A 16,172-nucleotide genomic window follows, 5' to 3' on the forward strand; every position below is an offset into this window, starting at 1 on the left:
GTCCCCAATATTACTACAATCAAAAGAAGTTTTATCAATACTCATGGAAGCAATGCTGCAATTATCGGTACTTCCATTGTTAATGTCATTTACAGTAAGGGTAGCGTTCCCTGTAGTGTCTAATTGTAGCGTAAATGGAGCAGTACAACTTGCGGTAGGGAGGTTAGTATCTTCTACAATTACCGTAGTATTGCAAGTTGCACTGTTTCCACTAATGTCTGTAACAGTAAGTGTAACTGTATTGTTTCCAATATTAGTACAATCAAAACTATTAGGACTTACTGTATAGGATGCTATTATATCATTATCGGTTGAGCCTCCATCAACATCAGTTCCTGAGATGGAAATATTTCCAGAAGCATCTAGTTGTGCAGTATAAGTTTTGCATATGGCATTAGGAGGAATATTATCAGAAGTATCTATAAATGACTGTTTTGTAATGGTTCGTGAGCAACCATCTATATCGGTAACAGTTAAGCTTACATCAAATACACCCAATGTAGTATACGTATGTGTAGGATTTTGTAATAAAGAAGTATTACCATCGCCAAAGTTCCATTGCCATCCAGTAATTGGGGCACTAACCAAAGTATTGTCTTCAAAATTAACGGTCAAAGGCCGATTTCCAATAGTAGAGCTTGATGTTGTAAAGTCAGGGTTAGGACCAATAACTTGAACATAATTAGTTTTAGTATGTGTGTCTATAAAGCCAGTTGTTGCTAATTTTGTAGTTAATGTTACGGTATATGTTCCAGGATTCTCATAAATATGCGTAGGGTTCTGTTCTGTAGAAGTATTTCCATCACCAAAATCCCATGTCCAACTAGTAATGGTATCATTTCCTAAAACTGTTGAAGTATCTGAAAAATTTACAGTTAATGGACTACAACCAAAGTTATTTAAAGCTGTAAAATTTGTACTTGCGCTAGCAATTTTTACAGTTTTTACTATAAAATCAGAGCCTAAAGTCAACGTATCTGTTACCTTAAGGTTTACTGTATAGTCTCCATAGGATGTGTATGTATGGGTAGGATTTTTAGCTCTACTTGTAGTACCATCACCAAATTTCCAAAGCCAAGTATCGGGTCTAAGAGATTGGTCTGTGAAAAATACTGTATGTGGAAGAGAAGAGCCTGTTTGAGGAGATAAGTTAAAATTAGCTTTTATAGCAGTATAGCCACCATCAGTAATTGTCCAATTATGATTATCTATTATATTTTGACGAGCATTTTTTCCTCCAGAATATTTACTATTGCCTCCATGAAAATTGACATTATTCTGTAAAGTTAATGAGAACCATCCAATTAATAAAGCATCGTAATTGACGACTGATAAAGTGACACCTTTAAATATGTCATCCATTATAAGAACATTACTTACATCCCAATTACCAATATCTTGATTAAAAGAAGTTGCTCCTTGAAACATACTATACATACTCGTAACGTTAGACAGATTTGGAGCATCGGTAGCATTGATAATTAAATTAGAACATCCTGAGAAACTATTATTCATACTTTCCCATTGAATGTTTCCCCATTGCTCAATAGAGAGCAGTTTTCCCTTGTCTCCACTATTGTTAAAATAAATATGAGGAAAGTTTCCACTAATTTTAACAGTATATATACCAGGAGTAGCGTAGGTATGAGTTGCACTGTTTGTTAAATTGGTGTCTGTAGTACCGTCTCCCCAATCAATATTATAATTAAATGAACCAAAACCTATAGGTATGGTTATTTGATTATTGGCAGATGTACCAGGATTATCTGTTTTCCAGGTGGTTATAAATTCTTGAGCAAAAAGAGTGTTAAAACTCAAGAAATTAACCAAAAACAGTATAAGAGTGAGGGTAGCTTTTTTCATTTAAGTTTGGTTGAATCAAATTGCGGGAGCAAGTTATTATGAATTCTAACCAAATCATATACGTAGACCTACGTATAAATATTTACTGTTGAGAGCACTTAAAAAAAATAGTTAAAAACCTCCACCAGGAGGTTCAGGACTGGCAGCTTGAGCTTTTTTAGGACTTAAAATCATATACGTTCCTAGAGCAGTTAATGCTGTATATTTACTATAATTTCCTAATTTTTTAAGGGCTTCTTTTCTTGAAATTTTTTCTTCGTTATTTTCTTTATTTTTTAGGTCTTTCATCATACTTATTTTTAGGGTTTGTCATATCATTCTATAATTATTTTTTTACTCAACTTTCCTTTTTTAGTAAGTAATTGAACAATATAAACTCCAGGAGAAGTTTGTGGTAGTAAAATATCTTTTGTGCTTTTGGCTTTAAAAGCTTGTTCTATGACTGGTTTACCAAGGATGTCAAATATTTTTATAGTAGCTTGATCGTCTTTTAATCCCACTATTCGAATAGTTTTATTATTAGTCTTATATATCTTTATATTTTCTGAGATCATATCTTCTATAACTAAGCTTTTAGAACTGGTGTAGAGATAAAATCGTCCAATACCGTTCATATCTTCTTTCAGTTGTATTTTGTATTCAGTTCCCAATTGCTCTAATTCAATAAGTATATTTTTCTCTCTATCTTCTAAATAAACTTTAATTTCTTCTGGTAAGTTTAATGCTTCCGCAGAGAAAATGATTTCTGTACCTACATTAGCATTGATTCCTATAGGGATTACCATGTTTTCATAATTAGCATTGGGTAAACATTGTAAAGCAAAATCAATATTTTGGCTATTAGTAACCAAATGAGTGTAAATATTAAAGTCTGATGATGTTCCTGAAAATACACCTGCATCATATCCTATATCTAAACCCGTAGTGGTTTCATTAATATATTTTATAAGAGTACTTTTAGTTGTTTCTCCATTAGAAATTGAAAGTTTTATTTGTGGTTGAACAATAGAAGTTCTGTAAAAAAGATTTCCTGTTTGATGACTTTGCATGGTCTCAGTGAAACTAATAGTTGAACCACCATCTATAGTATTTATAAAAAAACCTTGACCAGGTGCTATAAAAGTTACTCCTGAACTATGATTAACAATATCATAAGAATTAGTTATAGGATTCCAAAAATATAAAGCAACTTTAGAAGGATCTAATTTCGTACTATTTATGGTTAAGAAATTATTATCGGTGTGAGCGGCACTATTGGCATTTAAAAAACAAGAATATGGATTTCCTATTAAGTTCCATTTATTAGCAGTTCCTTCCGTAGTGGCAACAGAAACATTATCTGTTGCTATATTCCCAATAAAGTTTAAAGTTGAAGGAGAGGTGGTTTTTATAGAATATCCTACTCCGGAAGTAAAAGTACCTGAGCTACCTGCTTGAATATATTCCCATGCTAAACCATTGTTATTATAAGTGCTAATTCCTCTATTATTACCTGTTCCAGATGCAATAGAGTTAGCACTCATCCAACTATCATCATAAGCTTCTCCTATTACAGGAGCTGAAACTAAATGCCAATTATCTGTAACATATCTCTGATAGTTGATAGTTGAATTTCCTGTAAAATCACCTTCTAAAATTAACGATCCACTACTTGTTGCATCAGATTTTACTACAAGATCTCCTAATAAGTCTAAATTTCCTTCTATTAATAAAGATTTTCCCGAATTTATAGTAAGAGTTGTACCTGATTGTATAGCTATATCTTTGACTTTTGCTTGTGGAATATCAATTATAGGTTCATGTAAAGTTCCTGTCTGTACAATAACACTTGTTGTATTTGAGGGTGTTCCGTTACTCCAATTATTGCTTTCATCCCAATTTATATCAGTTGTACCCAACCATTCTGTAACTTCTGTATCATATTCATAGGCACCAATATCTATATTCATTGTTTTTCTTGAGTTTCCAGCTAAATCTTGGGTTTGGGTATTTACTGTGTTATTACCAGTATTAATTAATGGGGAAGTAAGTTTTAACTGATAATTGTTAGTATTAGCATCAACAAACGATGGATCAGAATTGGTGAAATTATTACCTGCATTTGTAGCTCCACTAGGAAAAGAACTGTCAAACAAGCTGTAAGAAATAGAAGTGTTTGAAGCACTTACTTCGTAAATGTCTTGTTGTGTTGCAACATTATTATAGAAAGCGGTATTTACTATAGTAATATCATCATTAGATGTGGCAAGTCCACCACCTTCATTAGCATTGTTGTTAGCTATAGTACAATTTACCATATTAACAACTCCATTTACGGTATAAATCGCACCTCCTTTTCCAGAAGTACTATTGTTATAAAAAAGACAGTTATAAAAATCTATAGAACCCATATTAAAAACTGCCCCACCAGAACCATCAATACCATCAACCACTGTGTTATTTCTAAAAACAGTGTTGTTTATAGTTATATTAGTTCCGTTAACATATATTCCTGCCCCTTTAGCGTCAGTAGTTCCTGATGTTCCATTTGCATAACCATGCTCTAAAATAAAACCATCTAAAACTACATTATCATTTTCTATTTTTACAATTGTATAACTATCTCCATCATTTGAAGAATTAGAGTTATTTATATCACCACTTAAAATAGTTGGGTTTAAAGAAAAGTTTCTTTGTGTTAAATCTGTTTCCGTCCCTGAAAAACCTCCATATATTTTGGTGTTTGCAGGAATTGAAAATGAAACACTTTGATTAGTTTCGTGAGGTTTATACACTCCCGTAGCTACCCAAATTTCATTATTAAAACAAGTAGAAGCATTGGCTATGGCTTCTTGTAAAGAATTATAGGCTGTTGCCCAACTTGTACCATCTCCTCCAGAAGTAGCACTTGAGTTTACATATACAATTGCAAAAGACGCTGTATTAAAATTAGTTGTATTTAAAGTTGTATTAGGTTGCGCGTGTAGGTAGTTTCCAATATTTTCTATAGCTGTGGTAGAAACATCTATATTTCTTTTTGAAGAATCAAATTCAGTCCTATTTGGAGTGGTATTTGGAAACCCATCTACAACAACAGCGTTGCTATATACCGATTTAGGGTTTTCTTCCGGAGTTAATATTCCTCCTGTATGATTTGAAGGGTATGTACCTCCGGTATGAAATACGGAATGAATTTGTGAAATTCCATTTGTATGATCTTCATCGGTATCTTGAAACACATAGTATTTTGTACCAATATCTAAAAAGTCGAATACATTTCCGCTTCCAATAATGATTGCTGTTCCACAATCACTACCAGACGTACCATTGCAATTCACGGTCAAAGGACCATTGAGGTCTCCTGTAATGGTTAAAACAGTTCCTTTGGGTATACAAGTGTTGGGAGTTATAAGTTTGTATTTTCCTCCGGTTTGAAAGGATAAGGTTTCTTTATTAAATTGATTTCTTATAAAATAAAATGTAGAGTTAGCATCAATATTATTCATTGCTACTAAAGACATACTACTTGGACTTTCATGATTGATTCCTATAATTGCTAATTTCGCTTCTGAATCATCAGCATCATCATTAGTAATAGAAACTGTTGCAGCACCAGGAGAACCTCCATCATAATCAATCCCTGTCGTAATTGTTAATAGTACATCTTCTGTAGTTTCTAAATTAATATCATTTATAGGCGTTAAAATTAATTGAGATGATGATGTTCCGCTAGGGATTACAATACTTCCTTCAGATGAAGTAAAAGAACTGGCACCTGTTACGGTATAATCAGAAGAATATGTTGCAGTACCTGCTACAGAAAAATTTATGGTTATATCAGAAGCAGCAGGTGAGTTTAAACTGAATGTATATATTGCTGTTTCACTATCTTCAATAATTGAACTTGCTGAAACAACAACTGTTGCCTTTGGATTTGCAGATCCTTCACTGATAATAATATTGGTAAAAGGTACTGGAGATAAATCTTCTAATGCCTCTGCATACAACCAATTTGAAGGGCTTTCAAAATTTGATTGATCTACTGATATTGTTCTTAAGGATGGTTTATATTCTAATCTACCTGGAGATGTGTTAGGAAAGCCATCTACTAATATAGCACCTATATAAAGTGTTGATAAATCTAGAGATGAAGGTACAGCTCCTCCAAAATTCCCTAAATTGTCGTAGGTATATATCATACTGTGTATTTCTGAAATGCCATTGTAAGGATTATCATCAGTATCTGTATGCGCTATAAATAATCCATGGTATTCAGATATAAAAAAGTTTTTGGAAGGACTTAATTTTGTAACGGATCCAGCAGAAGTTAAAGAACCATTTCGGGTAATGGTAAATGTACTAGGAGCTGTTTTCTTAACAACTATTACATCACCTCTTAAAATACCTCCAGCAGGAGCTATCCATTTTAATTCTGATGAGTACGTAGAAACATCAGAAAAAGTTAAGGTGTTCTTATCAAAAGAATTGCTTGAAAATACATACTCACTATTTGCAGGAATGTCTTTTAAGGCTACAAATGAGAACTCGCTAACATCATCTTCAGTCCCTGTATAATGCCTTAATCCTGTTATTGCAACTTCTGGAAGAACTGTTTTTGTATCATCATTTTTAATAACAGAAGTTGCTATACTTGGGCTACCAAAATCATAACCTGTACCTGCAAGAATAGAAATTTCTATAGTTTCATCAGGCTCTAAGGTAGTATCTTCAGTAGGGTTTAAAATTATTGTTTTGGAAGTTGTTCCGCTTGCAATTGTAACGGTTCCCGAAGTGGTATTCATTGATGTTGCTCCCGATTGAGTATAATCGCTTCCAAAGAGTGCAATACCATTAGCACTGCTTCCATTTACAGAGAAATTTATCACTAAATCGGTTGTGGGTGCAACATCTGCAATAAACGTATAACTAAAATTACTACTGCTATTTTCATCTAACTGACTTGTAGAAGTGGTTAATGTAATTACAGGATTAGAAGTTACTAAATTAAAATTTGTAAATTGATTAACAGATAAATCTTGATTGCTGCCGGCAAAAACATAATTAGCAGGGTTCTCGAGTTTTACTTTATTAACATCTGTTCTATCAGCTATAGAAATGTTGTATTCTACTCTATTAACCCCATTTGAAAAATATGGTTCTACACCATAATCATATTCAGGAAAATTGTGAGTTATTACCGCATTAGGAAAATCTGAACTTGGATTCTCGGTTGCCGGTATAGCTCCTCCTGTATTTGCATTAGAACCTGAACCTGGGAAAAATGCTGAATGAATTTCAGTAACACCATTGGTTGGATCTGTATCATTATCTGAATACAAATAAAGAATTTCTCCTAAACTACCAATTGAAAAAGCGCCACTACTTGCTACGTGTGTTACTGTAACTGTACCTGAACCTGCGGTAACAGATGTAGTAAAAGTATTTGGAGTACTGGCGCTTTCTTTAAAATAAATGACATTTCCTTTATTAATGGTTGATGTAACGGTAATAGACACAACACTTTCTGCAGCATCAACAAATGCATGAGTAGTATTATCATATTCATTTTCTGTAAAATAATAGATTTCTCCAACAGTTAGGTTTTCTAGTGCTAAAATGGATACACCATCTTCAGTTGTTTCAAGGCTTTTTGAACCAACGATAGCTACTTTTTGAGCTTGAGAAGTGTAATTAAACAAACCGATTAAAATTAAAAGAAATGCTTTTTTCATTATATTGAAATTTAAAAACAGAGGTAATGAAATTTATATAATTTATTATATTAAATATCAAAAAAGGGGATTGAAATTATGAGTCATAGCGGTTTTTAAGAATCTATTTTTTTTCCCAACCACCTTCTCCGCCAGCGGCTATTGCTCCTATACTTCCAACAGGAACACCTCTAAAATCTCCAATAGGAGCTCCATCTTTTCTAAAAAAAACAGCTAAGACAACGCCTATTTTTATATCTGCTGAAGTTACTGCTACTGAAGTTGTATTACTCCAAAGTCCACTCCAATCTGTATAGCCTGTAGTAAGTGATCCTTCACACTTTAAGTCTATGATACCTACACCATAAATTCTGTGATTATATTCATAAGGATACTCACTATCTGTGGGTTCACATTTTATACTGCCATCAAAACCAAGCATTTTCAAGTCTATTTTTGCATCAATAGAATCTATTATTTTACTCCTTTCTTGTATATAACTATCAATTTCACTTTTAGTCATTTTGTTACTTAACATCTTTTTTAAAGATTCATTGAAAGATGTAGTAAGAGCTGAATTGTTTTTTACTTCATTCATGATTTAATTATTTTTAGGTTGTTAATAATACTTTTTGATTAATTATTTTAATTACGCGAGGGAAATTTTCCATCAGTACAAATCAAATAATTGATTGTTAAGTACGGGTTTCTTATAGCTACTTTTTCTCCTTTAAAAGTGATTTCTTTCACACCTCCCAGATAAGCAGATTCACTTTCTTTTGTACTGAAATCACCTGACGTTTCATTTAAAATTCCATTAGGAATTTCTGTTTTCGTTCCATCAGCTTCAACATTGGCAGCTAATTGTACATTATGATTATGAGCTGGTAAATTCTCTTTAGTTAATTGTATGGTATTAGCACCACCATACTTACCAACTTGGGTTAAATTTGTAACACATATAGGTAGCCTATCTCTTAGATCAGGTAAATTAAAATATGTTCTACCATCACCTCCGTATTTTGTTCCTAAAAGAGAAAATAAACCTTGATTCATATTAATGTTTAATTTTTGTCCTTGGCAGATATAATATCCAGTATCTACAATAAAAGATTTCTTGTTAGCAGCATATAACTTAATCTCTCCTTTATAAGTATTATGACTTATAGGTTTATACATACCCCTAGTACATATAATGTAGTTAAGACCTATTGATGAATTGGCAATATCTATCTCTTTTAACCCTCCTCTGTTTTCTTGTGTAATTCCACCCAAATGTGTAGAAGTAGAAACTTCGGCACTAAATTTTCCTGCATTGCTATTAATAAAAGCATCATTAGGTAAACCTGTATGTGGTTTACTGTTTGTATTATTATTTACAGCTAATTGAACATTATGTATGTGTGAGGGTAAGTTGCTTTTACTTAGTAATACATTATTTTTTCCACCTTTTTTAGCAACATCTTTTATTTTGACTGCTCCTGCTGCAAATTTGTCTTTAAAGTTTGGATACAATAATTTTTCATTGGGAGTATCTTTATCAATTGCACCATACAGATCTCCTATAATATTTGACAAGCCACTATTATTTGATACAGTATAGTTACTTTCTCCGTTGCACAGAATCCATCCTCTAGGTATAATGGTACTTGGCCAAATTTTAATTTCTCCCATAAACCCTAGATCCTCAACATTAGATTGTGATGAAGTTATAGGCTCTCCTTTTATGCACATAGCAAACACCATTTTTACATGCGCATTTTTAATATTAATTGGTGCTGAATTGCCAACGTCCTCTTGTGTAAGACCTCCTAAAAAAGTATTCTCACTAGGCTTTACACTAAAATTTCTATTTTTTTTTACGCTTTTATTATTATTTAAAAATGCATTTTTGGGAGTATTGACTAGTTCATCTCCTCCTGTAGTGTTATCAACTTCAATATGAGTTTCATGCGTATGTTCGGGCATTTGTTGCATATCCATTATTACTTCATCTGCACCTTTTTGTTCTCCAAAATTAATAGTTTCTCCAGGTTGTTTCGGAAATCTATCTCTTAAATCTGGTATAGCAAATGTTGTTGGATCACTGTTGTCATACGTAAATTTATCACCCAAAAATTGATGTAAATAGAAATTATCTTTTTTAGATAATCGTCTACCGTCACAAATAACATAGTTATGAGGCACAAAGTCAAAAGCAAAAATTCGGATTTCTCCAAGGTAATCTAGCATAGTAGTAGGGTTTTATGATTTTAATTAGGGTAAAATTATTATATAAAAAGAGTCCTTGAAATACGTAGACCTACGTATTAAATAAATCTGGATGTTTTAATATCCATACTAATAAAGCATTTTGAGAAGAGGGTATTTTAAGTTTTGAGATTATGTTACTCCTATGCTTTTCAATAGTTCTTACAGAGCAGTTTCTTAATTTTGCAATTTGTGCAGAGGTAAATCCTTCTTTAATATAAAAAAGAATTTCAATTTCAGATAAAGTTAGCCGTACACCCCCTTGAGACTTCATAATCTCAAAGTTAACCAAGAACATGATTTTAAACTATACGTACACCTACGTATTAAACAAATTAGTGTTTTTTTGAACCCATAACAACAGTCCGTTTTGTGTAGATTTTATTCCTAATTTGTGAATGATATTGCTGCGGTGTTTTTCAACAGTACGTTTGGAAATAAATAATTTCTCAGCAATATCAGAGGAAGACATGTTTTGTGCCAAATAGCGTAATATTTTTATTTCAGTTACTGTTAAATTTTGTAACACATTTTTTTTATTTGAAAGATGAACAGCATTTTGTATGTTTTTGCTGATATACGTTTTTTCTTTTAAAACCTTTTTTATGCAATTTTCTAGTTCTAATAAATCGTCATCTTTTAGAACATACCCCTGAATTAAATTGCCTATTTCTTTAATGATCGCCTCTTGTTTATGTAGAGTGAGAATGATAATTTTAACATCTAGTTCATTTTGAACACACAATTTAGCAACTTCTAAACCATTTTGAATGGGCATGTCAAAATCTAAAATAGCTAAAGTGGGATTGTATTTTAAAATAGAGTTGTAAGCATTATTACCATTTGTTTCTGTAGCTACTACTTTATATCCTTTAGATTTTAAAAACTGCTCGTTTCCTGATAATAACAAAGGATGATCATCAGCTAATACAATTGTTACATTCATTATTTTGCTATTTTTATTGTAATTACGGTGCCGGTTTTTGGGTTTGATTGAATGTTTAGAATTGCATTTATAAATTGAGCTCGTTCTTGTAAACTTTTTAATCCTAAACTTTCGTTTGAATTCATAGCATTGTTTACTATAAACCCAGAGCCATTATCTTTTAATACAAATCTTATAATTTTTGCTTCATTTGTAATAGTTAAATTACATGCAGTGGCTTTGGCATGTTTTTCTACATTAGCAATACATTCTTGCAGCATTCTAAAAATAAATAAGCCTTTTTCTTTTGAAATATATACATCAATATTATCAGCTATTTCATAAGAGTAAAATACATCGGAAGTTTTTTGAAAAGCATCCATCATGTTTTCTAAAGATTTAGCTAAACCTAATTTTTTAAATTGAAATGGATGTAAATTATGAGAGATGTTTCTTACTTCGTTTATTACATCATTAATCATTTTTAATTCAGTCTCTTCTTTGCTTTTGTTTTTCAAGACTGTTTTTTGTAAAACTAATAATCGTTGTCCAATACTATCATGCAACTCTTTTGCTACTCTAGAGCGTTCTTCTTCTTGTGTGCTAATTATTTTGTTTGAAAAGTGTTCTTTGAGTATATTTTTTTTTCGTTCTTCTAAATAAAACCCAAAAATAATTACAACTATTCCTAAGAAAAATAAAAAATAAAACCAGTCTGATTTATAAAAAAACTCACCCGCAAAAATTGAAAGCATAATAGGCTTTCCTATGATTTTATTTGCAGAATCAATAGCTTCAATTTCTAAAATATGCTTTCCAGCAGATAAATTAGATAGCCTTATTTCTGTATCTGTAAAAAGATCAACCCATAACTCTTTGTTTAATCTATATCTATACTTAATTTTATTAGAATTGTATAGGCCAAATAAACTAAACTGAAGTTGTAAATTTTTACTCTCTGGTGGTAATGTTATAGTTTTTAAAGCAGTAAGTTTTTCTGGTGATATTTCTTTTACTTCAGTTTTGGTATTTTTATTAAAATAAGTGGTAGAGGTTAGTTTAAAATCTGCATTTATAATTTTTTTGGAAATTTTCTTAGGATCAAAATAATTAAGACCTTTTATAGTACCTACCAAAAAAGAACCTTCGTTTGTTTTTAATGCACTATATCTATTTGCTTCATAAAAACTTAATCCATCATCCATTGTATATCTTGTGGTTGCTTTTGTTTTTGGATTAAAGGAAATAATACCATTGTAAGTATTTAACCAAATATCATCATTATCAAATAAAATAGTGGCAATACTTGCTTTTAAATCATCTTTATATAAAAGTGTGAATACTTTTGAAACTGGATTAAATCGAAATAATTCTCCTAATTGATTTCCTAATAAAATCCCATGTTTTGGATGTTGTACAATACATATAAATAAAGAGTTTCCAATCTCTTTTTTAGGATTATAAAGTGTTTTTTGGTTGTTTTCATATGCCAATAGCCCTTCTACACAAGCTAAATAAATTGTATTATTGATTTTTAATATATTTTGAACATCATAGTTACTTGTAGATGTGAGAATGCTATTTTTTTTCCTTTGTTTATCAAACTTCATTAGGTTGTAATAAAAAGTACCACTATAAATATAGTCTCCATCTTCAACAGAGGTAACTATTGGGTAAAAGATATGTGACTCAGCTTTCTTTGTTTTTTTGTTTATCCAGATAATTCCCTTATGATTATTGGCCCAATAATAATCTCTATCTTCGTATATATTATTACTATATGGCAGTTGATAAGGCTCTCCTTTAAGAGTCGCTATGTATTTTTTTTCTGTTTTTGTTTTTAAATTAACAATATACCATCCTGATTGATTTGTGGTTACTAGAACTTCATCTGAATTTAATTGTAACATTCCACGGATGCTATTATTTTCTAAAAATGTACTTACTACTGTATTCTTAAATGTGTAATGATAAAAACCCCCTTTATTTACCATAAACAATTCTTTAGAATAATCTCTAGAGGCTATCATAGAAAAGCTATTTAAACTTGTATCTATAATAGTTTTGTTTGGATTATCTTTTAGATTAATTGTTATAGTAATATTATCTTTAAATATATTTTGCTGAAGCAAGTTTCCTTTTGTATCTGATAAAAATTGTTGTCTATCATATTTACTAGGAAATTGTTCTTTTATATTTTTTGTTTTAGACCATTTTTTATTTTGTGGATTGTATTCAAAACAATCTTTAATACCTAAAAAATAAATGTACACTAGATCATCTATTTTAAACCAAAAATCTATATTTAGTAAAAAATCCTTTTCTTTATTTTTTAATCCAAGATTAGATAGTGAGACTTTTTCTAATAAACTCCCATCTTTATTATAGACATATGTCCCCATACGAGTATCACTAACCATATAGTGATTTTCAAAACCTATAAAATGTTGAAAATCTGGAATGTCTTTTTCTTCTTTAGAAGTAATTGGCTTGAAAGGATATAAGGTAAATTTTAAATTATTATCGAGTCTAAATAATTGGATTTCGGTTTTCTCTCTAGCATATGTTAAGAAATAATCTTTGTATGGAAATAAAAAAATATTTTGATATTCTTTTGAAAAAGGAAGTTTTATCTCTTTGAAAACTAAAGTTTTAGGGTTTATTAAAAAGAGCAAGTTTTTATTAAAGAAATGGAAAATCACATAAAATTGCCCATCTAATCTCTTTACTAAGCTTATTAAATTTGGTGTTTCAGGAAAATTTGGTATTTCAACTGTATAAAATCTATTACCATCATATCTTTGTATAATACCTGTTCTTTCATATATTTTTCCTTTTGCCAATTGAAGATTTGATCCTGAAACCCACAGCCAGCCTAAATCATCAAATTCCATAGAACTTGCTGAATATACTTCAAAACCTTTTTGAATATCAAAATTTTTATATTCAATTTTTGGATTTTTGGATGCTAGTTGTTCTGCTTTACAATTACTTATGTAGAAATTTAATGTGAGCAGAAAAAATAATAATTTGTTTTTTAAAAACACAAGAAAACTCTTAATTGAAACACTAAATATATCAAAGTTTATATAAATGTTGTTTAATAATTGAAAATGATATTCATTGAGATAGTAATTTTCAGACTTTATATAAATAACCGAAATCGATTTTTATCTTTTAAAAGTATAGATAAAGCTGATACTGATATAAAATATTAGCATCAACTTTTTTTTCTTTATGCTGTGTTTGATAGTATCTTTACACTCATTAAAAACGAATATTAATTTTTAAAAATAAGTAATAAAAATGGCTACATTAGTTGGTAAAAAATTTCCAGATTTAAACGTTGACGCAATGAACGAAATGGGTGATACGTTTAAATTAAATGTGTTAGATGAAGCAGTAAACAACAAAAAGAAAGTAGTATTATTTTGGTACCCAAAAGACTTTACTTTTGTGTGTCCTACAGAGTTACACGCTTTTCAAGCAGCTTTACCAGAATTTGAAAAAAGAAACACTATTGTAATTGGTGCATCTTGTGATACTCCAGAAGTACACTTTGCTTGGTTAAACCAATCTAAAGATAACGGAGGTATTGAAGGAGTAACATATCCTTTATTAGCAGATAGCAACCGTAACTTATCTTCTATCTTAGGTATTTTAGACATTACTAATGAAACTTTTGACGAAGCTACAGGTACAGTACAAGTAGAAGGAGATAATGTAACTTACAGAGCTACTTATATCATTGATGAAGAAGGTACAGTTGTACACGAAGGTATCAACCACATGCCATTAGGACGTAACGTAAATGAGTTTTTACGTTTAATTGATGCGTATACACACGTACAAGAAAAAGGTGAAGTTTGTCCTGCAAACTGGGAAGAAGGTAAAGAAGCAATGGCGCCAAACGCTAAAGCAACTGCTGAGTATTTAGCTTCAAACTAAAAATATTTCGTCATTGCGAGGAGAGAGACGACGAAGTAATCTTTGAATTTAGATTGCTTCACTTTGTTCGCAATGACGTTTTTAAATTCACAAAAATGGTTCAAGAATTAAGTCAAGATAATTTATCAGAAATCGTATCAGGGAATAAAAAAGTTGTAGTTCAGTATTCAGCCACTTGGTGTGGTAACTGTAGAATTATGAAGCCAAAATTTAAAAAATTAGCTTCAGAAAATGAAGATGTAGTATTTGTAATGGCAGATGCTGAAAAGTTTACTGAAAGTCGCAAGTTAGCTACTGTAGATAATTTACCAACCTTTGCAACGTTTGTTGATGGTAAGTTTGTAAACCAAACACAAACTAACAAGTTTGAGGTTTTAAAAGATTTGGTTGCTGAGGTAATCTAATTAGAAATGTCATTCCTGCGTAGGCAGGAATCTCATGAATTATTAACTAACAGATTCCTGCCTTCGCAGGAATGACAAAACAATGATATGAAATTACCCGTTATAAAACACCTTACTGCTTTTATTGAAGAAAACGATCAAGATTTCGTTTTAGAAACCATTGAAACGTTAGAAGCATTAACAGAAGTTCCATCGTTAAAAGATGAGGAATTAGATGTTATTGGAGAATTAATTTCTAACATGTATGGTGCGATAGAAGTAGATAAAATGATTAAAGAAGGAACTCCTAAAAAAGAAGCGTTAAACAATTTTATGCAACGTGTTTTAGGTTCTATTGATAAATAGTATTGGTTGTATACCAAAATAAAAAACTCCCAAGTGAAAGCTTGGGAGTTTTTTTATAAAATTCTGTCATTTCGAGTGAATTTTACGATTGAAATGAGTACAATTTGTATCGAGAACAAGAATTTTCACACTTAAAAACAGTTCTCGATACATTTTTTTCTTTAGTCAGAAAAAAATCACTCGAACTGACATTCAGGTAATCAAAATTATTCAAACGATATAAGTCGATGTTTACTTTTTAGGTTCAATAATTAAAAAAACAGCAGTAGAATCACCAATGTTTTGTACTTCGTGCCACTCAATTTTTTTATTGTAAAAATCGTAACCTGTGGGTACTTTTACCTCACGAGTGCCTGATGCATCAGTTATTCTAAACTTACTACCTTTAAGTGTGTAACCAAAATGTTCTGCATGAAAGTGTTTTTCGTGACCTACACCAGGAGGGAAAGTACATTTTAGGGTACGTAGTTTTTCATTTTCACTAAGTGTTTTACATACCTTTTTACCCTTCCAACCTGTTGCTAGCGGATCGGGTAGGGTTTGTGTTGATTTGCATGCGGTGAATACAAACAAAAGGCTAGTTAAAATTGTCTTTATGGTTTTATTTATTAGACATTTCATGGGATTTCTTTCTGAGAATAGGATTTAGTTATTTTTTAAAAAGTTTCGCTATCGTTCTCTGTAATAATTTTATTTTGAAAATGTCTGTGACTTTTTCGTAATTGAAAACAGCTATTCTGTTAGTTA

12 protein-coding genes are annotated in these 16,172 nt (G+C 30.9%); 3 read left to right on the top strand and 9 right to left on the bottom strand.

Annotated elements, in window-relative coordinates; genetic code table 11:
- The 8 genes from SLH33_RS09440 to SLH33_RS09470 form a co-directional block, all read right to left on the bottom strand.
- A partial coding sequence (locus tag SLH33_RS09440; RefSeq protein ID WP_320418848.1) for a PKD domain-containing protein occupies positions 1 to 1,863 on the bottom strand: 1,863 nt, incomplete at its 3' end.
- Positions 1,864 to 1,974: 111 nt separating this feature from the next.
- Positions 1,975 to 2,154, bottom strand: coding sequence for a hypothetical protein (locus SLH33_RS09445; protein ID WP_320418849.1), 180 nt, complete (start codon positions 2,152 to 2,154; stop codon positions 1,975 to 1,977).
- Positions 2,155 to 2,177: 23 nt separating this feature from the next.
- Positions 2,178 to 7,574 (bottom strand): T9SS type A sorting domain-containing protein, encoded by a 5,397-nt coding sequence (locus SLH33_RS09450; RefSeq protein ID WP_320418850.1) that lies wholly within the window; start codon positions 7,572 to 7,574, stop codon positions 2,178 to 2,180.
- Positions 7,575 to 7,677: 103 nt separating this feature from the next.
- Complete coding sequence (locus SLH33_RS09455) at positions 7,678 to 8,151, bottom strand: hypothetical protein (RefSeq protein WP_320418851.1); 474 nt, start codon at positions 8,149 to 8,151, stop codon at positions 7,678 to 7,680.
- Positions 8,152 to 8,198: 47 nt separating this feature from the next.
- Entirely contained in the window at positions 8,199 to 9,785 is a 1,587-nt protein-coding gene (locus SLH33_RS09460) for a phage tail protein (RefSeq protein ID WP_320418852.1), read from the bottom strand.
- Positions 9,786 to 9,855: 70 nt separating this feature from the next.
- Positions 9,856 to 10,101 carry a helix-turn-helix transcriptional regulator gene (locus SLH33_RS13045; RefSeq protein ID WP_413818264.1) on the bottom strand — a complete coding sequence of 82 codons (246 nt, stop codon included), beginning with the start codon at positions 10,099 to 10,101 and terminating at the stop codon, positions 9,856 to 9,858.
- 21 nt (positions 10,102 to 10,122) lie between these two features.
- Positions 10,123 to 10,749: a response regulator transcription factor gene (locus SLH33_RS09465; RefSeq protein WP_320418853.1), complete on the bottom strand. Its 627-nt coding sequence runs from the start codon at positions 10,747 to 10,749 to the stop codon at positions 10,123 to 10,125.
- Positions 10,749 to 13,775 carry a sensor histidine kinase gene (locus SLH33_RS09470; protein WP_320418854.1) on the bottom strand — a complete coding sequence of 1,009 codons (3,027 nt, stop codon included), beginning with the start codon at positions 13,773 to 13,775 and terminating at the stop codon, positions 10,749 to 10,751. The genes SLH33_RS09465 and SLH33_RS09470 overlap by 1 nt, the downstream gene beginning before the upstream one ends.
- A 259-nt stretch (positions 13,776 to 14,034) precedes the next feature.
- Here SLH33_RS09470 and SLH33_RS09475 point away from each other — a divergent pair, with 259 nt between their 5' ends.
- From SLH33_RS09475 to SLH33_RS09485, 3 genes are all read left to right on the top strand, one after another.
- A complete protein-coding gene (locus SLH33_RS09475; RefSeq protein WP_320418855.1) occupies positions 14,035 to 14,676 on the top strand; it encodes a peroxiredoxin in 642 nt (213 codons plus the stop codon).
- 53 nt (positions 14,677 to 14,729) lie between these two features.
- Positions 14,730 to 15,080, top strand: coding sequence for a thioredoxin family protein (locus SLH33_RS09480; RefSeq protein ID WP_413818265.1), 351 nt, complete (start codon positions 14,730 to 14,732; stop codon positions 15,078 to 15,080).
- A gap of 87 nt (positions 15,081 to 15,167) precedes the next feature.
- Complete coding sequence (locus SLH33_RS09485; RefSeq protein ID WP_320418857.1) at positions 15,168 to 15,425, top strand: DUF6952 family protein; 258 nt, start codon at positions 15,168 to 15,170, stop codon at positions 15,423 to 15,425.
- Between the two features lie 231 nt (positions 15,426 to 15,656).
- Here the strand turns inward: SLH33_RS09485 and SLH33_RS09490 are convergent, their stop codons facing one another.
- Positions 15,657 to 15,998 (bottom strand): cupin domain-containing protein, encoded by a 342-nt coding sequence (locus SLH33_RS09490; protein ID WP_320418858.1) that lies wholly within the window; start codon positions 15,996 to 15,998, stop codon positions 15,657 to 15,659.
- Positions 15,999 to 16,172 lie beyond the last annotated feature (174 nt).

The sequence above is a fragment of the Tenacibaculum sp. IB213877 genome (assembly GCF_034043975.1).
Taxonomy (GTDB): domain Bacteria; phylum Bacteroidota; class Bacteroidia; order Flavobacteriales; family Flavobacteriaceae; genus Polaribacter.